General features: G+C 62.6%; 17 protein-coding genes. 11 read left to right on the forward strand and 6 right to left on the reverse strand.

Features of this window, described 5'->3' with window-relative positions; genetic code table 11:
* From NW846_RS04805 to NW846_RS04815, 3 genes are all read left to right on the forward strand, one after another.
* Positions 1-160: DNA-3-methyladenine glycosylase (locus NW846_RS04805; RefSeq protein ID WP_414515489.1), on the forward strand; the 160-nt coding region annotated here is incomplete at its 5' end.
* A gap of 16 nt (positions 161-176) precedes the next feature.
* Complete coding sequence (locus NW846_RS04810; protein ID WP_011429212.1) at positions 177-1,445, forward strand: peptidase C39 family protein; 1,269 nt, start codon at positions 177-179, stop codon at positions 1,443-1,445.
* Positions 1,446-1,804: 359 nt separating this feature from the next.
* A complete protein-coding gene (locus NW846_RS04815) occupies positions 1,805-3,673 on the forward strand; it encodes an NHL repeat-containing protein (RefSeq protein ID WP_414515435.1) in 1,869 nt (622 codons plus the stop codon).
* Between the two features lie 29 nt (positions 3,674-3,702).
* On the opposite strand, the gene NW846_RS04820 is transcribed toward NW846_RS04815, so the two are convergent.
* From NW846_RS04820 to NW846_RS04830, 3 genes are all read right to left on the reverse strand, one after another.
* A complete protein-coding gene (locus tag NW846_RS04820; protein ID WP_414346631.1) occupies positions 3,703-5,169 on the reverse strand; it encodes a DASH family cryptochrome in 1,467 nt (488 codons plus the stop codon).
* A 1-nt stretch (position 5,170) separates the two neighbouring features.
* Positions 5,171-5,500, reverse strand: coding sequence for an HU family DNA-binding protein (locus tag NW846_RS04825; protein WP_240527754.1), 330 nt, complete (start codon positions 5,498-5,500; stop codon positions 5,171-5,173).
* A gap of 241 nt (positions 5,501-5,741) precedes the next feature.
* Positions 5,742-5,939 (reverse strand): cytochrome b6f subunit family protein, encoded by a 198-nt coding sequence (locus NW846_RS04830; RefSeq protein ID WP_414346629.1) that lies wholly within the window; start codon positions 5,937-5,939, stop codon positions 5,742-5,744.
* A gap of 155 nt (positions 5,940-6,094) precedes the next feature.
* On the opposite strand from NW846_RS04830, the gene NW846_RS04835 reads away from it, so the two are divergent.
* On the forward strand, positions 6,095-6,556 hold the full coding sequence (locus NW846_RS04835) for an ATP-binding protein (protein WP_414346628.1): 462 nt from the start codon (positions 6,095-6,097) through the stop codon (positions 6,554-6,556).
* A gap of 10 nt (positions 6,557-6,566) precedes the next feature.
* On the opposite strand, the gene NW846_RS04840 is transcribed toward NW846_RS04835, so the two are convergent.
* On the reverse strand, positions 6,567-8,354 hold the full coding sequence (locus NW846_RS04840; protein ID WP_240530349.1) for a DUF3352 domain-containing protein: 1,788 nt from the start codon (positions 8,352-8,354) through the stop codon (positions 6,567-6,569).
* 96 nt (positions 8,355-8,450) lie between these two features.
* On the opposite strand from NW846_RS04840, the gene pheT reads away from it, so the two are divergent.
* From pheT to NW846_RS04855, 3 genes are all read left to right on the forward strand, one after another.
* Positions 8,451-10,928: a phenylalanine--tRNA ligase subunit beta gene (gene pheT / locus NW846_RS04845; protein WP_011429219.1), complete on the forward strand. Its 2,478-nt coding sequence runs from the start codon at positions 8,451-8,453 to the stop codon at positions 10,926-10,928.
* Positions 10,929-11,131: 203 nt separating this feature from the next.
* Positions 11,132-12,034, forward strand: coding sequence for an acetylglutamate kinase (gene argB / locus NW846_RS04850; protein ID WP_011429220.1), 903 nt, complete (start codon positions 11,132-11,134; stop codon positions 12,032-12,034).
* Positions 12,035-12,243: 209 nt separating this feature from the next.
* A complete protein-coding gene (locus NW846_RS04855; protein ID WP_414515438.1) occupies positions 12,244-14,082 on the forward strand; it encodes an ABC transporter ATP-binding protein in 1,839 nt (612 codons plus the stop codon).
* Here NW846_RS04855 and NW846_RS04860 read toward each other — a convergent pair.
* Positions 14,079-14,285 carry a hypothetical protein gene (locus NW846_RS04860; RefSeq protein WP_041438058.1) on the reverse strand — a complete coding sequence of 69 codons (207 nt, stop codon included), beginning with the start codon at positions 14,283-14,285 and terminating at the stop codon, positions 14,079-14,081. The genes NW846_RS04855 and NW846_RS04860 overlap by 4 nt on opposite strands.
* 176 nt (positions 14,286-14,461) lie before the next feature.
* Here NW846_RS04860 and NW846_RS04865 point away from each other — a divergent pair, with 176 nt between their 5' ends.
* The 3 genes from NW846_RS04865 to NW846_RS04875 all read left to right on the forward strand — a co-directional run bounded on the left by NW846_RS04865 (position 14,462) and on the right by NW846_RS04875 (position 17,017).
* A complete protein-coding gene (locus NW846_RS04865) occupies positions 14,462-14,833 on the forward strand; it encodes a hypothetical protein (RefSeq protein WP_099812529.1) in 372 nt (123 codons plus the stop codon).
* A 190-nt stretch (positions 14,834-15,023) separates the two neighbouring features.
* Positions 15,024-16,535 (forward strand): AAA family ATPase, encoded by a 1,512-nt coding sequence (locus NW846_RS04870; protein WP_011429223.1) that lies wholly within the window; start codon positions 15,024-15,026, stop codon positions 16,533-16,535.
* Between the two features lie 131 nt (positions 16,536-16,666).
* Positions 16,667-17,017 carry a DUF1257 domain-containing protein gene (locus tag NW846_RS04875; protein WP_011429224.1) on the forward strand — a complete coding sequence of 117 codons (351 nt, stop codon included), beginning with the start codon at positions 16,667-16,669 and terminating at the stop codon, positions 17,015-17,017.
* A 118-nt stretch (positions 17,018-17,135) separates the two neighbouring features.
* Here NW846_RS04875 and NW846_RS04880 read toward each other — a convergent pair whose 3' ends face one another.
* Positions 17,136-18,374 (reverse strand): phosphoglycerate kinase, encoded by a 1,239-nt coding sequence (locus NW846_RS04880; RefSeq protein WP_414515440.1) that lies wholly within the window; start codon positions 18,372-18,374, stop codon positions 17,136-17,138.
* Positions 18,375-18,581: 207 nt separating this feature from the next.
* Between NW846_RS04880 and pds the strand changes: the two genes are divergently transcribed.
* Positions 18,582-20,000 (forward strand): 15-cis-phytoene desaturase, encoded by a 1,419-nt coding sequence (gene pds / locus NW846_RS04885; protein ID WP_414515442.1) that lies wholly within the window; start codon positions 18,582-18,584, stop codon positions 19,998-20,000.
* The last annotated feature ends 88 nt before the right edge of the window (positions 20,001-20,088 follow it).

A 20,088-nucleotide genomic window follows, 5' to 3' on the forward strand; every position in this document is an offset into this window, starting at 1 on the left:
GCGGGCGGAAGCCGGCCAGGAAGGCATTTGGCTAGAGGGATCCCCTGCTTGGGAGGCACAGTTCCCCATTGTCCAAACTACCCGCATCGGCATTACCCGCGGGGTAGAGCTTCCCTGGCGCTGGTACATTAAGGGGCATCCGGCGGTGTCGCACTATTAGTGGGGGCAAGCCGACAATGCTGCCGCAAGGCAAAGACTCCTGGCAAAGGCTGTCTGGGCTGGTCAGCGGCGTTGTGCTGCTCCTGCCCGCGTTGGCCCAGCCGGTTGCAACTTCTCCAGGACTCTTGACAATGCAAGCCCAGCGCCACTCCCCCTATCGCACCAGGTTGCAGCGCTGGCATGCCCCCCAAGGTTTTCAGGGCTGGTCAGCCCGCGGGATCCGGCTGAACGCCCAAGGGCAATTGGTCTTAGATCCAGAGAGCTGGCGGCAAGAAGTCAGCCTTGAGGAGCCGCAGTCGCCATTGCGCGGACGTCCTTTTCATCCCCCCGGCAGCTATTGGGTGGGAGAAGCCATCAGCCCGGAAGTTCCCGCCAGCTTTCCTCTGGTGGAAGCAATCGTCTCCTGGAATGCCACCACCCCTCCCGGCACCTGGCTAGAAGTGGAGATCCGGGCCAAGCTTGCGGGGCGCTGGACGAAGTGGTATCACGCCGGCGTGTGGGCTGCCGATCCGCCCACCCTGGCCAGCCACTCCGTGCGCGGGCAGGAAGACGCAGATGGCAACCTGCACACGGACTTGTTGGTGCTCAAGGATACCCACAACGGGGCAGAGGCTTTCCAAGTCAGGGTGCGCCTGTTCACGCAAGAGGCGGGCCGCTCTCCCCTGGTGGATCAGGTGGCGGTTGCCTTTTCCAACCAGCCGGCCCAGCCCGACCGCCTCTCCCCTGGGGATCCCAGCCGCTGGGGCCAGGTCTTGGAGCTGCCCTTGTGTTCCCAAATGGTCTATGCCGACGGGGGAGCAGCTTGGTGCAGCCCCACTGCCTTGGCGATGGTGATGGCCTACTGGCAGCGGGATCCCCCCCCCTGTGAGCCGTTGGTGCGCGCCGCGGCGGCCGGGGTGTACGACCGGGTTTACCAGGGCCACGGCAACTGGGCCTTCAACGTGGCTCATGCCGCCGAGCGGGGTTTGGCCGGCGTGGTGGCGCGGCTGCAGAGCCTGGCCCAGGCAGAAGCCTGGATCGCGGCCGGCGTGCCGGCTATCCTCAGCTATGCCTGGGGCGAGGGCGAGCTGGAGGGGGCGCCGATCCCCAAAAGCAACGGCCATCTGGCGGTGCTGGTGGGGTTTGACCGCCAAGGGGATCCCATCCTCCACGATCCGGCGGCCAAGACCAACGAAGAAGTTCGCCGCACCTACCGCCGCGACCAGCTAGAGCCTTTGTGGTTGGCCCACTCCGGGGGTACCGTCTATTTGATCTATCCGCGAGGGTGGCCAATTCCGGACCCATAGGTTAGCCCCGGCCTTCCACCGGGCTGGAGGCTTCTGCTCGAAGAGGCTGGGATATCGAGCGGACAAAAACGAACATGGCTTGGCGAGCATCCGATTGCCATCTGGCTTTTCGACGGGGATTTGAGTAAGGATATTAAGAAGTGAGGAGTGCAACTCACCCTTGGGTGAGACGGCTTAAGCATGGATAGGGTTAGGGTTCAAGGCCTGCGAGGCTGGCTGAGGGGTTTCCCTATGCCGAGCAGGCGGTGGGGCGCGGCTGTCCGCAGAAAAAGTAGCGGGGCAATTTCTGCCGGCTTTTACGTGAGTTGCTATCGACATGGAGGTTTGGGTTCCCGCCGCTTCCCAGTTTGTGGGAGAGGATGAGCTGCATCATGCCACGACGGGCTTCCCCTGCACCGCTATCTTTGCCGGCGCTGAGTGCTCTGGTGCTGGCCCTCTCGGCCTGCGGCGAGCTCTCTTCCTCTAATTTGTCTCCCAGCGTCGTTTCCCCTTCTGCCCTGCAGCCGGTTTCCACCCCAACTCCCCTCGCCCCCGCCGCTCTCACACTCGAACAGGCCCGCCAATCGGGTTTGGCGGTGCCCAACAACCGCATCGTCCTGCTCCTCCAGGAACAAGGATCCGATCTGGTGGCCCAGCTCCCTGCCTCCGAGGTGGATCGCTGGCTGGCTCGTACCCCCACCTGGCCGGGGGTGGAGGGGATCGATCTCAGCATTACCCTGGGCAGCTATCGCCAGACCGCCAACGCGCCCCTGCGCCTAGGGCAGCCGGCCACCTTCACTTTTACCAACCCACCTGCCGGGGAAGCGGAGCTCAGCGCCATTGCCTACCGGGGATCCACCACCTTGGCACAAGGAAAGGGATCCCTGACTCTTTCTGCCCGCTCTGGAAGCGCTGACAGCAGCAGTCGCCGCCTGAGCCTGCTGGTGCTCTCCGAGGTGGAAGTGCCGCTGCTGCACGCAGGGGCAGGGGTGCCGGCGCCTGGCCAGCCGTTGTTGCTGTCGGGGGAAAATCTGGAGCGGGTGGAAAGCGTTCTTTTTGCCTCAGCCGCCAATCCGGAGCGCATCCTGAGGGGGGAAATTCGCTCGCGCAGCCGCAACAGTCTGACGGTGATGCCGCCAGCCTCCCTTTCCGGCACCGTTTGGGTGGCGGTGGCCGACGCTGAAGGACAAGGACTAGGAACCTGGGTTTACGAGTGGCCCACTCCCACCCCCACTCCTACGGCGGCCTTGGGCTGGCGAGTGGAGACCCTCCTCGATGGCCGCACCGCTGCGGCAGCCAAGCCGGAGGGCAGCAGCTCCGATAACGAAGGGGAGGCCGGGATCTTCCTGCAGCAGATCGGCGGCATTGCCGCAGACCCCGAGGGGTTCTTTTACTTAGCCGACCCGGCCCAGCACCGCATTTTCCGGCTTTCCCCCGAAGGGGAACTGGAGGTGTGGGCGGGCAGCGGCAAGGCCGGCCACCGGGATGGGGTGGCGGAGCAGGCCCAGTTTCACTCCCCCCAAGGGCTACTTTGGGATCCCAAGGGAGGATTGTGGGTGGCCGACAGCGGCAACCACTGCCTACGCCACATCAGCCGCCAGCGACAGGTCACCACCTTTGCCGGCACTTGTGTAGCCGGCTACCGCGACGGGGAGCGCGACGAGGCGCAGTTTCGCGAGCCCTTTGGCCTGGCCTTGGGTCTAGACGGCAGCCTTTACGTGGCCGATCGCGCCAACCGTCGCATCCGCCGCATCAGCCCCGCTGGCGAGGTCACCACAGCGGCTGGCACCGGCCAGCCGGGATCCGCCGATGGGCCGGCAGAGCAAGCCCAGCTTCTGGAGCCGACAGCTCTGGCAGTGGACAAGGCGGGTAACCTCTGGATTGCCGATAGGCATCGCCTGCGCCGGCTCTCTGCCAACGGACACCTGACCACCCTCTCCCAGGCGGAAGCAGGCTACCGCGATGGCCCTCTGGCGGAGGCCCGTTTTCAAACCCTTGCGGGGCTGGCCTTCGACAGTGCGGGGGTCCTCTGGCTGGCCGACCAAGACAACCGCCGCATTCGCCGTCTTCAGCCCAGCGGGCAGGTCTCTACCCTGGCCGGGGGGGATGAGCCGGGCTGGCAGGATGGCCCGGTGGTCTCAGCTCGCTTCCAGCGGCCTGGCTCTCTGCTTGCCTTGCCAGACGGCAGCTTGGTGGTGGCGGATGCTGGCCTGCCTGGCTTGCGGCGTCTTAGCCGCGTCGTCCCCTAGCCCGCCACTCCCGTTTCGAGGGGATCCTCCTAGCCGCCACGGTGGCGGGCCAGGGCCGCTTCGTAAGCCCGCCGACTGGCCTGCAGGGACTTTCCCAAATCCACCACGGGGCGGGGATAGTCTACCCCCAGCCGCACGCCAAACTGCTTTTGCTCAGCAGCGCTGAGGCGGTAGGGCTCGTGGATCTTGTCCCCCGGGATCCCGGCCAGCTCCGGCAGCCAGTGGCGTAAGTAGTGGCCCTGGGGATCGTAGTCGCGGGATTGCTTGGGAATGTGGAAGTAGCGAAAGCCGCGGGCATCGTTGCCCACGCCGGCGGTGTAGTTCCAGTTGCCGTAGTTGCTGGCCACGTCGTAGTCAATCAGCAGCGATTCAAACCATTCCGCCCCCAAGCGCCAGTCGATCCCCAGGTTCTTGGTGAGAAAGCTGGCCACATTCTGCCGCCCGCGGTTGGACATAAAGCCAGTGGCGGCCAGCTCCCGCATGTTGGCATCCACCAGAGGGTAGCCGGTCTCGCCGCGGCACCAAGCCTGAAAGCGGTCCCAGTCCTGCTGCCAGGGGATGGGGATCCCTTGGATCCCCGAGGGACGAAACAGCTTGGCGCCATGCTTGGCCAGGATGAAGCGAAAGTAATCCCGCCACAGCAGCTCGAAGACCAGCCAGTAGGTGGATTCGTTGCGCACCCGCTCCTCCTCGTAGCGCTTGACTTCGGCATACACCGTGCGAGGAGAAAGGCAACCCAACGTCAACCAGGCAGAAAGGCGCGAGCTGTCGTTGGGATCCAGCATGCCGTTGCGGGTTTCTTTGTAGACGCGCAGCCGATCCAGATCCCAGATGTAGATCTGCAGGCGCGCCTGGGCAGCGGTGCTGCCGCCGGTATAGACAAAGCGGGCGCGGGGATCCGGCGGCGGCAAGCTCAACCCCAGCTCCGCCAGAGTGGGCAGAGGGCCAGGGTCCAGCCCTGGCGGCAGGGGCGGCAGGGAGGGGATGGGCAGGGGAGCGCGAACCTCGGCCTTGGCTTCCACCTGCTGGCGAAAGCGGGTAAACACCTCCGGCAGGTCTGCCAGGGCAAAGGGGAGATCTTCGGGGTGGTAGAGGGTGTGACCCCAGTCCAGATGGAGCCGGATCCCCAAGGGCTGCAGCGCTTGCTGCAGGGCCTCAGCAACCGCCTCCTCCTCGGTGCCCACCTCTTCGTGGGCATAGACGGCCTCCACCCCCCACTCCCGCGCCAGGGCCGGGATCACCTGCTCCGGCTGGCCTTGGCGAATGACTAGGTCAGAGCCGCGGGCCCGGAGCTGCTGCCGCAGGTCGGCCAGGCTCTCCAGCAGGAACTGGGCGCGGAAAGAGCCGGTCTTGGGAAAGCCAAAGGCCGTCTGTCCAAAGTGGCGCGGATCTAGGCAATAGAGGGGAATGAGGAGAGATCCCTGCTGGCAAGCCCGCGTCAGCGGCTGGTGATCTAGCAGGCGCAAATCGGTGCGAAACCAGAGCAAAACGGCCATTCTAGACGGATGCCAGCGCTTCCGCTTCTTCTTGGGGATCCCTCCTGGGTCGCCCCAGTTCCGGGCTGGGGACGAAATGGGGCACCTGGGCAGCGGGGATGTGGATGGGGGCCTTGGTGCGCGGGTGATAGGTTTGCCGGGCCGGGCGGTAGCGCAACGAGAAGGTGCCAAAGCGCGCCAGCCGCACCGATCCTCCTTCCGCCAGACATTGGCTGATGCTGTCTAGCATTGCCTCCAGAGCAGCGGCAGCCATTTTGACGGTCAGGCCATCCACCTGGGCGGCCATCTGGCGGGCCAGCAAACGACGATTCAAATGGGGAAGAGAAGCCACGACCACTTATCCAGACAACGGCAACGGGACAACAGCGGCCCTGAGCTTGATGCTCCCAACCTGATATGGCGAGAACTCCATCGGAAAAGAGAACGGCATCTCCCAGGCCGGCTACCTGAAGCTGAAATGTAGGCTTGAGGAAACTGAGAGCTGGGGCGGCCACCTTGCGGCAACTTACACGCAGAGAGGATCCGACACCGCAACTGCCACTAATCCACTGTCTAGCCGGTAGCCAGACTGCTCAACTCGGCTCATCCTTGGCGTGGCCGGAATCGACCACTTCCAGCTCGCTCTCGAAAAACCAGTGCCGGGAGCGATCGGGAAATTCCAAAATGTAGCCGATGCCACTGCCATCGACCACCCGCCGTGCCAGCACCACAGCCTCCTTGCCCACCAGCGCGCTCACCTCTTCTTGTCCGCGATCCTGAATAGAGCGCACCCTAACCTTATCCCCAACTTTGATCACCATAGTCGATCAGGGTAACCGCGAAGAGCTTTACCACTCAAGATGGTACGCCAAAAAGGATCCCTGCCGGAATCTGGCCCGACCGGGCTGAGGCCAACGGGGATTGGCTAGGATGGAAAAAGAGCGTTGTGCCCCCGACTGCCCCTGTGATTGCCCTCTCCCTCAAGCCAGCCCACTGCTCCTGGAGCGTTATCAGCTTTCCCTCCACCCTCTATACCCAGCCGGTTCTGGATTTGTTGATTGCCAAAGTTCCCCCCCCCTGGAGGGCGGAGGTGCGTTTGGGCCTGCAAGAGGCGATCATCAATGCCGTTCGCCACGGCAATGGCCTGGATCCCAACAAGAGGGTGATCGTCGAATACGCCAGCTCCGAGCCGTTTTATCAGTGGCTGGTGCGGGATCAGGGATCCGGCTTTCGTCCCCAGGAGGAGCTAAACCGCTGCCGCTGCGGCATCCTGGAAACGGAAGAGTCAGGGCGGGGAATGCTCCTGCTCACCCAAATTTTCGACTTTGTGCAGTGGAACGAGACGGGCAACCAGCTCTACTTGGGCAAGTACATTCACCCCGGCTGCCGGGATCCCTGGATAATTTGACGGGCTCCACTCAGTACCACTGCCAAAATAGCTTGCCCCTCTGGAGGAGCCAGTGCCCCCGATCCGGATAGGGAGCCTCGGACAGCGTCAGGGCAGTGGTGGCGAAGGCCAGGCGCGTGGACGACCAGCGGGATCCCTGCAGTTGGGGCAGCCAAGTTTCCGGTAGAACCCCCAGGGATCCGTACCCATAGCCCAGGTTGCGGTGGGGCAGGGGGGCCACCAGGCTGCGCCAGGCGCGGCTGGCGCTCAAGGGAGGATCCGCCAGGGCCGCTTCCAAAGCCGCCAAAGAAGAAGCCAGGTAGGAGTAGCCTTCCCGGTCGGTGTGGTACACCTGGGCCGAGAGAGGCGATGCTTCCGGGATGGCGGGCAGGGCTTGGGGAAGAGCCTCTGCCGCCTGCACCCGGGGAGAGCCTCCCCTGCCGCTGACCTGCAGCAGCCCACCGGCCAAGAGGGGGATGTCTTCTCGCGGCGTGGAGTGGCTTGGCTGGGGTTGCGGCTGGGCCGCCGGCTTGCTCCAGACAGTGGCGGTGCCATGCTTAGTTGCAATCGACACCACCTGCCAGCCCTGGGCGATTGCCCGCTCATCCAGCGTTGGCGCATCCGGCCTCTTGCCAACCCACAGCCAGGCCAGTTCCCCATCCGTGGGCAAAAAGGCAAGGGCGAACTCTCCCCTTTCCGGCAACAAGTGCTGCCAGTCCAGCTCCACCTGCAATTGCAACTGCTGCAGCCATTGGCCGGGATCCAGCCGCAGGCCGAAGAGGCTCAGGGGTTGCATCCGCCCCAAGCTCTGCCAAAGGTTGGCCCAGTTCTGTCCGGAAATTAGCGCTAGCGTCTCGTCGGGCAGATGCCGAATAACCTGCGGATGAAAAGCTTCTACCGTCGGCAAAGCGAACTCAGCAGGCGTATGCCAAAGGGCGGCAGTTTCGGCCACCAACCCCCGAAAGTTGACCCCTAGCCCCAGCCCCACTGCCTGCAACGCCAGAGCGTCGGGAGAGGGCGATTCCGGATTTTGCCAGAAAGCCCAACCCACATGCGCCTCCTGTAGCGGCTGGATCACCTGCCGAAACTGCGGCTTGCTCACCAACGACAACTGCGGCAACTGCCACGCATCGATGGCGGCGCGAATGGCAGCAGCCTGTTCTGCCAGCAGCACATAGCGCTCGCCGAAAAGGGCTGCCGTGAACCCCTGCAACTCCGGAAGCGGGCTGGACACCACCTGAATGCCCTTGTAGGTATCCACCTGCACTGGCAAGCCGGCCAAGCTCTGCCGCTCCCACAACAGGTTCAGCTCGAATTGGGCAAGCGCCGCGTCGCGAGTTTCCAAGGCAACCAAGGTGCCCCACTCCGGCAAGCTGGCCAAGAGGGTGCTTTTCCCCAGCCAGGGCTGCACCTCCCGCTCGAAATCCAGGGCTCCCCCGGCCAGCATGGCTCCCAACCAGCCCGGGCCTGCGCCGGAGAAAAACTTCCGCCACTGCTGACGAGTGGCGCGTCGCTGGGAAGCGGGGGTTGCCGCTTGCCAAAATGCCTGCAAATCCTCGAGAGGGGCGGCCAGCAGCAACAGCGCCTGGGTGGAACGGGGAGCTAGGCCCACAATCGGCGGCAGCGCCGGGCGAGATAGCAACAAAGCCAGAGGGCTTTGGGTGAGCAGCCAGGTGATAGCCCACACCACCAGGGCAGCCAGAAGGCCCAGACCGATCAGGATCCCGCGCAAGAGTTGCCGTTGTCCCATACCCACATCCACAGCCTGAAAGACGCGCCGTCTTGCCTCGATGCCAGTACCTCGGCACGGCGTAACCATCTTACCTGCGAGGGGAAGTTTGCGCGCCTTGCTTGCCTTTGGCCCGAACTCGGAGTGAGCGATAATGGGTGCGGCGTTTGCAGCGATGGCTCAGCGATGCGCATTTCCTTGAAGTGGCTGCGGGAATTGGTGGACTTTGAGCTTTCCCCGGAAGAATTGGCAGAAGCCCTCACTCTGGTGGGGTTTGAGGTGGAGGAGATTGAAGATCGCCGCAGTTGGGCAGAAGGGGTGGTGCTGGGCAGGATCCTAGCCGCCGAGCCCCATCCCAATGCTGACAAGCTGCGCGTTTGCCAGGTGGACTTGGGATCTGAGCAACCGGCCACCATCGTCTGCGGAGCGGCCAACGCCCGCGCCGGCTTGCTGGTTCCTGTGGCCACGCCGGGCACTCATCTGCCCGCTGTGAACCTGACCATTGCCAAAGCGGAGAAACGGGGAGTGCTCTCGGAAGGCATGATCTGCTCTTTGGCCGAGCTGGGGCTGGAGAGGGCTTCGGAAGGGATCCACGAATTTCCGCCTGATTTGGATCTCAAGGCCCACCCGCTGGGGTCTGACGCCCGCCCGCTGCTAGGCCTGGACGATGTGGTGTTGGATCTCACTTCCACCGCCAACCGCGCCGATGCTCTGAGCATGGTGGGGATCGCCCGCGAGGTGGCCGCCCTCACCCGCAACCCGCTGCGCCTGCCGCCGGTTCAGCCCCTACAGGCCAAGCCCATCCCCAACTTCAACCTGCGCATTGCCGACGCCAAGGCCTGCCCCGCCTACAGTGGCGTGTTGATCGAGGGAGTGAAGGTCGGCCCTTCTCCCGACTGGCTCAAGCATCGCCTGGCCGCCGCTGGCATGCGCTCCATCAACAATGTTGTCGATGTTACCAACTTGATCTTGCTGGAATGGGGCCAGCCCCTGCACGCCTTCGATTGGGATCGCCTGCTGCAGGTCATGGGCAAGAAGAAGCCCACTATTGAGGTGCGCTTTGCCCAGGCGGGAGAAACCCTGAAAACCCTGGACGGCCAAACCCGCACCTTGCACCCTGAAAGCCATCTCATCGTGGCCGGCGGCCAGCCGGTAGCCCTAGCAGGTGTGATGGGGGGAGAAGAGACAGAAGTGAGCTCGGCCACCACCAGCATTTTTTTGGAGGCCGCCCTCTTCGACCCGGTGGTGACGCGCCGCTCGGCCCGCTCGCAGGGACTGCGCACGGAAGCCTCGGCCCGCTATGAGCGGGGGGTTAATTTTGCCACCCTCGACCTGGCGCGGGATCGGGCGGTGCAGTTGATTTTGGAGCTGGCGGGAGGATCGGTGGTTGGCCTCACCACCTTTGACCAACGGCCACCGCTGGAGCGGACGCTGAAGCTGCGGCTGTCGCGCCTCATCGACGTGTTGGGGGAAGAGGTGCGGCCAGAGGATGTGGAGGAGATCTTGCCGGCCTTGGGCTTTCAGCTTTCCCGCTGTCAGGCAGTTGCCCCGGAGGCTCCCCCCCTCCCTGCTACGGAGACAGCAGGCGTGGCCGGCTGCGTTTGGCAGGTGTCTGTTCCCCCCTACCGCCTGCGGGATGTCGAACGGGAGATCGACTTGATTGAGGAATTTGCCCGTCTCTACGGCTACGACCGCTTCTCGGAAACCCTGCCCACGGAGCCGCAGGTGGGATCCCTCTCTGCACGGGAAACTTTGACCCGGCAAATTCGCGAGGTGATGCGGGGCATCGGCCTGACGGAGGTGTACCACATCTCCCTCTGTCCGGCAGAGGAGGACAGCTCCTTGGTCAAAATCGCCAATCCGCTTTCCCCCGAGTACTCCGCTGTGCGCAAGGCGCTGTTGCCGGGCTTGGTGGAGGCTTTTCGCTTCAACTGGGATCAGGGCAACGGCCCGCTGCAGGCTTTTGAGATTGGCCACGTCTTTGCCTATGCCCCTCCCTCCAGCCCTGAGCCCTATCAGGAGGCGGAGCACTTGGGCGGCATCCTGGGCGGGGATCTCAACCCCAATGACTGGCGGCACCACAGCCGGCCCATGGACTGGTTTGAGGCTAAGGGGCTCTTGGTCTCGGCGCTGGAGCGGCTGGGGTTTACTTCTGAGTTTCGCCCCGATCCCCCCGAGGCGCAATCGCCGCTGTTGCACCCCGGTCGCCAGGCCGGCATCTGGATCGAGGGATCCCGCATTGGCCTATTTGGGCAGTTGCACCCCCGCCTTTGCCAGGAGAAGGATTTGCCGGAGGAGGTCTATGGGTTTGAGGTGGATCTGGATCCCTTGTTGGCCAGCCTGGAGAAGCGGGGCCTAGTGCAATTTTCCCCCTTTTCGCCTTTTCCGGCCTCGGATCGGGATATCGCCTTCTTTGCGCCGCTGGAGCTGTCGGTGGCAGACATCGAGAAAGTAATCCGCCAGGCGGCAGGCCCTCTGCTGCAGTCGGTACAGCTTTTCGACGAGTACCGCGGCCAAGGGGTACCGCCGGGGCAGCGCAGCCTCGCCTTCCGACTGGTGTACCGCGCTCCGGATCGCACCCTCACCGATGCCGAGGTGGAAGCTGCGCAAAACCAGGTGAGGGCGCAGCTAGAAAAACACTTTCCCGTTACCCTGCGCAGCTAATGGCTTGCTGTTTTTGGCAGTGGCCGGCGAGCGCCTTGCTGTTTGGCAAAGAGAGGGGCTGCCGCTTGCAAAAAACCTAACCCGGAGCCCGACGTTTGTCTGCAGGCAATATTACGATCTTCTGGGTCAAGGTTTCGTGTTGTGAGGGACGTCCGGCAGTGCAGACCAACGCTTCTCTTCCCGCGGCGACCGGTTCGCAGGCTGTGGCCTGTGATCCCCTGACGCGGGCGCAGATCCTCATCGAGGCTCTGCCCTACATCCAGCAGTACCAGGGCCGTGTCATTGTCATCAAGTACGGGGGCGCCGCCATGGTGCACCAGGAGCGGCGGGCCGAGGTGCTGCGGGATATTGTTTTTCTGGCCTGTGTCGGCATTCGGCCGGTGCTGGTGCACGGCGGGGGGCCGGAGATCAACAGTTGGCTCCAGAAGCTGGACATCCCCTTCAAGTTTGTGGACGGCCTGCGGGTGACCGATGCGGCCACCATGGAGGTGGTGGAGATGGTGCTGGTGGGCAAAGTCAACAAACAGATCGTGCAGCTCATCAGCCTGGCCGGCGGCTCGGCGGTGGGGCTGTGCGGGCGGGACGGCAATTTGATTCGAGCCCGCTCCCAGGGCCGGGCGGAAATCGGCTTTGTGGGGGAAGTCAGCAGCATCAACCCCCAGTTGGTGCAAACTCTGTTGGAGGGCGGCCAGATCCCGGTGATCTCCAGCGTGGCCGCCGACGAGACAGGCCAAGCCTACAACATCAACGCCGATACTGTGGCGGGAGAGCTGGCGGCCTCTCTGGGGGCAGAAAAGCTGATCCTTCTCACCGACACCCCTGGCATTCTCAGAGACCCTGAGGATCCCAGCTCCCTGATTACGCTCCTGGATATCGAGACGGCCCGCCAGCTTATCCAGACAGGGGTGGTCAGAGGGGGCATGATCCCCAAGGTGCAGTGTTGCATTCGCGCTCTAGCGCAGGGGGTGCGGGCTGCCCACATTCTGGACGGGGGATCCCCCCACTCTTTGTTGTTGGAGCTACTGACCGATGCCGGGGTGGGCACTAAGCTGATCCCCTCTCAGTTTTCTGCCCAGTTGCGGGAGCAGAGCAACGGCTTCCGCTAAGGCTTGTCTTCTAGGCCTCTTTGAAACCTGCCCCGGCAGGCCCTGAAACCGCCGGTTTTCCATCTGTCCCCCAGCAACAAGCGGCGCCCCCAACCCCCCTCTCCCAGAGGGAGAGGGGACGGGGGTGAGGGCCAAGCCTCATCAGGGAGAGAGCTTAGAGTAGATCAGGGCTCTCCATGAGTCGTCTTCATCTTTTTGGGTGTAAGTCCGTGAGCCTTGCCACCTCTTCCCCCGATGCCGATTTGAGTAGGGATCCCCGCAGCGACTGGCGGCTGCTGCGGCTGCTCTGGCCCTATGCCCGTCGGCACCTGAAGCTGTTGTTGGCGGCCTTGGCCTTTTTGCCGCCCCTGGCCCTAGCCGATGCGGTGCAGCCGTTGATCCTGCAGCGGGCCCTGGACGGCCCCATCGCCCAAGCGCTTGCCCAAGGCGACAGTGGGATCCTCGCCGGCCTCTGGCCCTACGCGGGCCTGTTGATCCTCACCCTGCTGGCCCGCTGGGTTTTTCAGGCCCTGGAAGGGTATAGCAGCCAGAAGCTGGGGCAGTTGATAACCCGCGACATCCGCAACGATCTCTTCGCCCACGTGCTGGCCCTGCCGGCCCAATTTTTCGATCGCACCCCGGTGGGCAAGTTGATCACCCGCATCACCAGCGATGTGGAGGCCTTGGGAGATGTGTTTTCCACCGGCGCGGTCGGCATCGTCAGCGACCTCTTTACCCTGCTGGTAATCGGGGTGGTGATGCTCAGCCAGCGCTGGGATCTGGGCCTGCTGCTGATCCTCATCGTCCTGCCAGCCAGCGCTGTAGTGGTCGAGCTGCAGCGCCGCTTTCGCGATGCCAACTTTCGCGTGCGGGAAGAGCTCTCTAAGCTCAACGCCTGGATCCAGGAAAACGTCTTGGGCATTGCCGTGGTGCAACTGTTTCGGCGGGAGCGGCTCAACAGCGAGATTTTTCAAACCATCAACCGCCGCTACATCCAAGAGGTGGATCAGACCATCCTCTACGACGCTGCCCTTTCCGCCGTTTTGGAGTGGGTTGCCTGGCTGGCGGTGGCCGCTCTCCTCTGGGTGGGCGGGCAGCAGGTGCTGGCAGCCGGCAGGGGGGAGTGGCTGGGATCCCTGCCCCGAGAACCTCTCACCTTCGGCAGCCTCTACGCCTTCATCCTCTTTTCCCAGCGCTTTTTCAACCCGCTGCGCCAGTTGGCGGAAAAGTTTACCGCCCTGCAGGCGGGGTTCACCGCCGTGGAACGCATCGACCACATCCTCCGCCTGCCCGTCGCCATCCGGGATCCCGTCAGCCCCCGCCACCTGCCCCCAACCGCCAAAGGAGAGGTGCAGTTCGAGCATGTTTGGTTTGCCTACAACCCCGGCGAGTGGGTGCTCAAAGACCTCAGCTTCACCATCCGCCCCGGCGAAAAGGTCGCCCTCGTGGGGCCCACCGGCGCTGGCAAAAGCTCCATCATTCGCCTACTTTGCCGCCTTTACGAAGTAACTCGCGGCTGCATCCGCATCGACGGCGTGGACATTCGCCACCTGCCTCAGGCCGAGCTGCACCGTCACCTGGGCGTGATCCTGCAAGATGGATTCTTGTTCTCTGGAGATATCCAGCAAAACATCACTCTAGGAGAGGAGGGCGAGCTGGCAGAAGTGGAGCGGGTGGCCCGTCAACTCCACCTGCACGAGCTCATCCGCGATCTGCCCCAGGGCTACGCCACCCCCGTGCGGGAGCGGGGCAGCAACCTCTCCAGCGGCCAAAAACAGCTCATCAGCTTTGTGCGGGCCCTGTGGCGGGATCCGAAAATCTTGGTCTTGGACGAGGCCACCGCCAGCCTAGATGTGGGCACCGAGGCCCTGATCCAATCCGCCCTGGAAACCCTGCTGCGGGATCGCACCGCCCTGATCATCGCCCACCGCCTCTCCACCATCCGCCACGTGGATCGCATCCTCGTGCTGCAGCGAGGGGAACTGAAAGAACAGGGATCCCACGCCGAGCTCATGGCCCTCAACGGGCTCTACGCCCACCTCTACCGGCTGCAAGATTTGGGCAGCTAGCGACCAGAACCAAAGCGAGACCGAAGCGCCCGCAGGGTGGTGAAGCTGGCATCCGCAAGCGCGATGCGGGCTTTGCAGAGGAGCAGATTGCCATTATCTAAAGCCGTGTCTTTCAGGCTGGCCAAACCGTCGCCGGCCTGCACCAGAAACCGACGGCTCCAGGTGGAGAAGTTTTTGCTGAAGGTGTTGATCAGGCGTTCCATGGGGACTGCTCGTTCCGCTTTGAGTCTCCTACTTAGCCTACTCCGCCGGCAAGCGATCTCCGCAAGCCTGAGCAATTCCCGAGAAAATTGTTACAGATTATTAAAAACTTGCTGTCAAGGCGGCAGACTAGCTATCATGAACCGCAAGTCCGGCATACAACGAGAAACAGTTAGCCATGAGTCAGCGGCCAGAGGTTGTGGAAGGCGCAGAGGCCAAGCAAAAGGTGACGTTGTATCTCCCACCCGAGTTGCACCGGAATCTGAAGATTCGGGCTGCCGTGGAGCGGGAGCCGATGTCGGCAGTAGCGGAGAAGGCCCTCACCTTCTACCTGCTTCACCCGGAGGTCATCGAAGGGGTGCAAGGCAGCGCCTACCGCGTCCACCGCTGCCCTGAGTGCGGCCATCCGTTTGTCATCCGCAATGGGGAGGTGGTTTCGCTTCACCAGCAGTCCGCTTCTGAAGCCATCCTCGAAGAGGTGGAGCCGGAATACTGGGGAGCGGCCTCGGCCTCCGAAGAGCAACGACAAGACGAGCTGGTGCCCTGCTAAGGCTTTTTGCGCTGTTTCAAAGGTATGCCTCTTTGTGAGCTTGAGCAGACAGGAGGGGTATAAAACAAGGGTTAGTAAAGAGCAAGTCAGGATATCTCAAGTACTTTGAAGACAGGCAAACTCCAGACGCCGTTTTCCTTCCTTTCTGTCGGTTTCGCTTAGATTTCCCTCCGCGCAGTTGGTGTTTCCCATGCAAGAGCTCAGCATTCTCATCCAAGCTCAATACCCACTGCTCTACCTGGTCACTCCAGAGGAAGAACGGGCGGAGGCAGCTCTGGCGGCGATCGCTCGCACCCTCAAGCCGCAGCGGCGCCTGTTTGTCTGGACGGTTACCCACGGCATTGTTGAATACGGCAACCCCCGCAGCCTCACCCAGCACAACACCCAATCCCCCCAGCCGGCTATTCAGTGGGTGATGGAGCAAAAAGATCCCGCCATCTGCGTCTTCAAAGATCTGCACGACTTTTTGGACAACACCGAAGTCAAACGCTGGCTGCGCGATGCCATCGCCAGCTTGAAGGGATCCCACAAAACCATCTTGCTGATGTCGCCGGTGCAGGTAATTCCCGTCGAGCTGGAAAAAGACATTTGCGTGGTGGACTTTCCCTTGCCGGACATGGCCACCCTGGAGCGCACCCTCAACCGGCAGTTGGAGCAGCTTCCCCGCGGCGGATCCCTGAGCCCTGAGGCGCGGGAAAAGCTGGTCAAGGCAGCCCTTGGCCTAACGCAAGACGAGGCGGAAAAAGTTTACCGCAAGGCGGTGGTGATGCACGGCCGCCTCAGCGAGGCAGAGGTGGATATCATCCTCTCTGAGAAAAAGCAGCTGATCCGGCGCAACGGCATCCTCGAATTCATCGAAGAAGACGAGACCATCGACGCCGTCGGCGGCCTAGAGGAGTTAAAGCGCTGGCTGCTGCAGCGCTCTGAGGCCTTTACCGAGCGGGCCCGCGCCTATGGCTTGCCTCAGCCCAAGGGACTCTTGATTCTGGGCGTACCTGGCTGTGGTAAGTCCTTGATCGCCAAGACCACCGCCCGCCTCTGGGGCCTGCCGCTGCTGCGCCTGGATATGGGCCGGGTCTACGATGGCTCTATGGTCGGCAAGTCGGAGGCCAACCTGCGCAGCGCCCTGCGCACTGCTGAATCGCTGGCGCCGGCCATCCTTTTTATCGACGAGCTGGACAAAGCCTTCGCCGGAGCGGCAGGTTCCAGCGACTCCGACGGCGGCACCTCCAGTCGTATCTTTGGCTCCTTTCTCACTTGGATGCAGGAGAAGCGCTCGCCGGTGTTTGTCATGGCCACGGCCAACCGCGTGGATCGCCTGCCGGGCGAATTCCTGCGCAAAGGCCGTTTTGACGAGATTTTCTTCGTGGATCTGCCCAACATTAACGAGCGCATGGAGATTTTCCGGATCCACCTGAAGAAGCGGCGGCGCGACATCAGCCGCTTTGATCTGCGCCAGCTAGCCGCCGCCTGCGAGGGCTTCTCCGGCGCGGAGATCGAACAAGTTTTGATTGCTGCCATGTACGAAGCGTTTGCCCAGAACCGCGAATTTACCCAACTGGACATTTTGGCAGCAACGAAAGCAACTCAACCGCTATCTCGCACCATGACGGAGCAAGTGGTAGCGTTGAGGGAATGGGCCCAGCAGCGGGCTCGGCCTGCAGCAGCCTCTGTAGCCGAGTACCAGCGGCTAGAGTTCTAGCAGGGGGGTGAAAGGCCAGAATCGCCTTGGCAGAGGCAGAGACGGCTAAAGCTCAACCTTCCCCGCTAGGCGTTGCCCATTGTTTGTGTTGATGTTCCAACCCCTACACATACACAAAGGAGAGAAACACCATGTCTCATTTTAGCACCTTGCGCACCAAGATCACCGATGGCCAGATCCTGGTTAACTCCCTGCGCGATCTCGGCTACACCGTTAAGCTGAACGCCGATGTGCGTGGCTACAACGGCCAGCGTGTTCGTGCCGACATCGTGGCCCAGTTGGAGGGCGACTACGATCTGGGCTGGTCCAAGAACCCCGACGGTTCCTACGACCTGATCGCCGATCTGTGGGGCGTGGCCAAGAAGCACAACCAAACCGAGTTGATCAACTCCATCAACCAGAAGTACGCCGTCAACAAGACCTTGGCCGAGGTGAAGCGCCCTGGCTTGAACAACGCCAACGTTAAAGTGGTGATGCACTAAGCCGGATCCCGTCTCGCCATTGCTGCGGCCATCTGCGCCGAGCAGATTAAAAGAGGGGCTGAACTCAGCCCCTACTTTTTTGCTTTTTGCTGCTTTTGGGTTAATGAGCCGAGCTACCCTACGCTTCGCTAAGGGCGGCGATGCCGGGCAGCTCTTTGCCTTCCAGCAGCTCCAGGCTGGCGCCGCCGCCGGTGGAAATGTGGGTCATTTTGTCGGCTAGGCCCACTTTTTCCACAGCCGCCACCGAGTCGCCGCCGCCGATAATAGTGATGGCACCGGCCTGGGTGAGGTCGGCCAGGGCGCGGGCAATGGCTTCTGTGCCAGCGGCAAAGCGGTCGAACTCAAACACACCCATCGGCCCGTTCCAGACTACGGTTTTGCACCCTTGCAGGGCGGCCTGGAAGGCTTTGACCGATTCGGGGCCGATGTCCAGGCCCATCCAGTCTTCCGGAATGGCGTGGATGGAAACCGTCTGGGCGTTGGCGTCTTTGTCAAACCTATCGGCGACCACCACGTCCACCGGCAGCAGCAGCTCCACGCCCCGCGCTTTGGCCTTCTCCATCAGGGAGCGGGCCAGATCCAGCTTGTCGGTTTCCACCAAAGACTTGCCGGTTGGGATCCCTTGGGCTTGGTAGAAGGTGAAGATCATGCCGCCGCCCAGCAGGAGCTTGTCCACTTTTTCCAGGAGCCGCTCAATGACGCCGATTTTGCTGGACACTTTGGAGCCGCCGATGATGGCCGCTAGCGGTCGCTGGGGGTTCTCGATGGCGCCTGATAAAAATTGCAGCTCCTTTTCCACCAGGTAGCCGGCCACAGCGGGCTGGAGGTAGGCGGTGACGCCGGCAGTGGAGGCGTGGGCGCGGTGGGCGCTGCCAAAGGCGTCGTTGACAAACAGGTCGGCCAGTGAGGCCAGCTTGCGGGCAAATTCCGGGTCGTTGTCCTCCTCTTCTGGGTAGAAGCGGACGTTTTCCAGCAGGGCCACCTGGCCGTTTTCCAGGCGGTTCACTACCGCCTCGGCCTCAGGGCCGATGCAGTCGGGGGCAAAGGCAACCGGCTGGCCCAGCAATTGAGAAAGACGGGTGGCTACGGGGGCCAGGCTATTGCCCTCGCGGGCGACCTTAACCGCGCCTGTCTCTTTGTCCTTCTTGATGGGGCGGCCCAGGTGGCTGGTGAGGATCACTTTGGCGCCTGCCTGGGTGAGGGCCTGGATGGTGGGCAGGGAGGCGCGAATGCGGGTGTCGTCGGTGATGTTGCCCTGGGGATCCAACGGGACGTTGAAGTCGGCGCGCACCAGCACGCGCTTGCCGTTTAAATCAAAGCCAGATGACAGCAGGGATCCCAGTGTTTGTTTGGCCATCGTTGTTTTCCCCCGGACTGCAGAAAATCTTTATTTTTTCTTCCGTATGTATCCTACCAGCGATTGGGATCCCGGCAGCGAGACCGATGGGCTCAGGGATCCCCTTGTCCTGCTGCTGGTGCCGGGTTGGCCTTCCGTCTGACCCTTGGCCCCGGCAATTGTAACGGTTTGCAAATAGAATGAAGGTGTTGCTTTGCCGTTACCATCATGCGCGTTGCCATTGCCGGAGGCGGGCTAGCCGGGCTGGCCTGTGCCAAGTATCTCTGTGATGCCGGGCATCAACCGCTCCTCTTCGAGCGGCGGGATGTTTTGGGTGGCCTGGTGGCTGCCTGGAAAGATGCCGACGGCGACTGGATCGAGACGGGGCTGCACAACTTTTTTGGCGCCTACCCCAACACGTTGCAGCTGTTCCGGGAGCTGGGCATCTCCGATCGCCTGCAGTGGAAGGAACACAGCTTGATTTTCAACCAGCCGGACAAGCCGGGCACCTATTCCCGCTTTGACCTGCCGGATATTCCCGCTCCTTTCAACGCCATTGTCGGCATCTTGCGCAACAACGACATGCTCACCTGGGGGGAAAAGGTGAAGTTTGCCCTGGGGCTGGTGCCGGCCATGATTCGCGGCCAGCGCTATGTGGAGCAGATGGATCGCTATAGCCTCTTGGAATGGCTGCGGCGGCAGGGTATTGACGAGCGGGTCAACACCGATATTTTCATTGCCGTCTCCAAGGCCCTGGCCTTCATCAACCCGGAGGAGATCTCGGCCATGGTGCCCCTGACGGCCTTGAACCGCTTTTTGCAGCAAAAAGATGGCTCTAGGATTGCCTACCTAGACGGCGCTCCCCCAGAGCGGCTCTGCCAGCCGATGGTGGACTACATTGTCGCCCGTGGGGGGGAGGTTCATCTAAACGCGGCGTTGCAGGACATTCGTCTCAACCCTGACGGCAGCGTGGCCGGGTTTTGCTTAGCCACCCCCTCTGGGCCGGTGGAGGTGACTGCCGATGCCTATGTCTCGGCCCTTTCGGTGGACGCGCTCAAGGAGCTGCTGCCGGCGCAGTGGTGGGGGATCCCCTTTTTCCAAAAGCTGCGTGAACTGGAGGGGGTGCCAGTAATTAGCCTGCAGATCTGGTTTGACCGCAAGATTACTCACATCGATCACTCCTTGTTTTCCCGCTCGCCGCTATTGAGCGTGTATGCCGACATGAGCAACACCTGCCGCGCCTATGCGGATCCAAAGCGCTCGATGCTGGAGCTGGTGCTGGCCCCGGCTGCCGAGTGGATCGAGCGCAGCGATGAGGAGATCTTTGCCGCCACGCTGGAGGAGCTGAAAAAACTCTTCCCCCAGCACCTCACCGGCCCCAACCCCGCGCGGGTGCGCAAATGGGTGGTGGTGAAAACGCCGCGCTCGGTCTACAAAGCCACGCCAGGTCGGCAGCAATACCGCCCCACCCAAGTCACCCCCATTCCCAACTTCTTCCTGGCCGGCAGCTACACCTTGCAGCCCTTTCTGGGCAGCATGGAGGGGGCTATCCTCTCCGGCAAGTGGGCGGCTGAGGCCATCAGCAAAGGGATCCCGTCTCAGCCAGCTTCTGCTTCGCCTGCGAGCTTGGCGACAGCAGGGGTTTAATGCCGCCGAAAGGCAATTTCCTGGAACTTGAGCGTCTGGGCTATCCAGCCTGTCCGCTTTCCCGTAGTGTTGAGATGTGCCCTCGCTG

Source organism: Synechococcus sp. W60.3 (assembly GCF_047502615.1).
GTDB lineage: Bacteria > Cyanobacteriota > Cyanobacteriia > Thermostichales > Thermostichaceae > Thermostichus.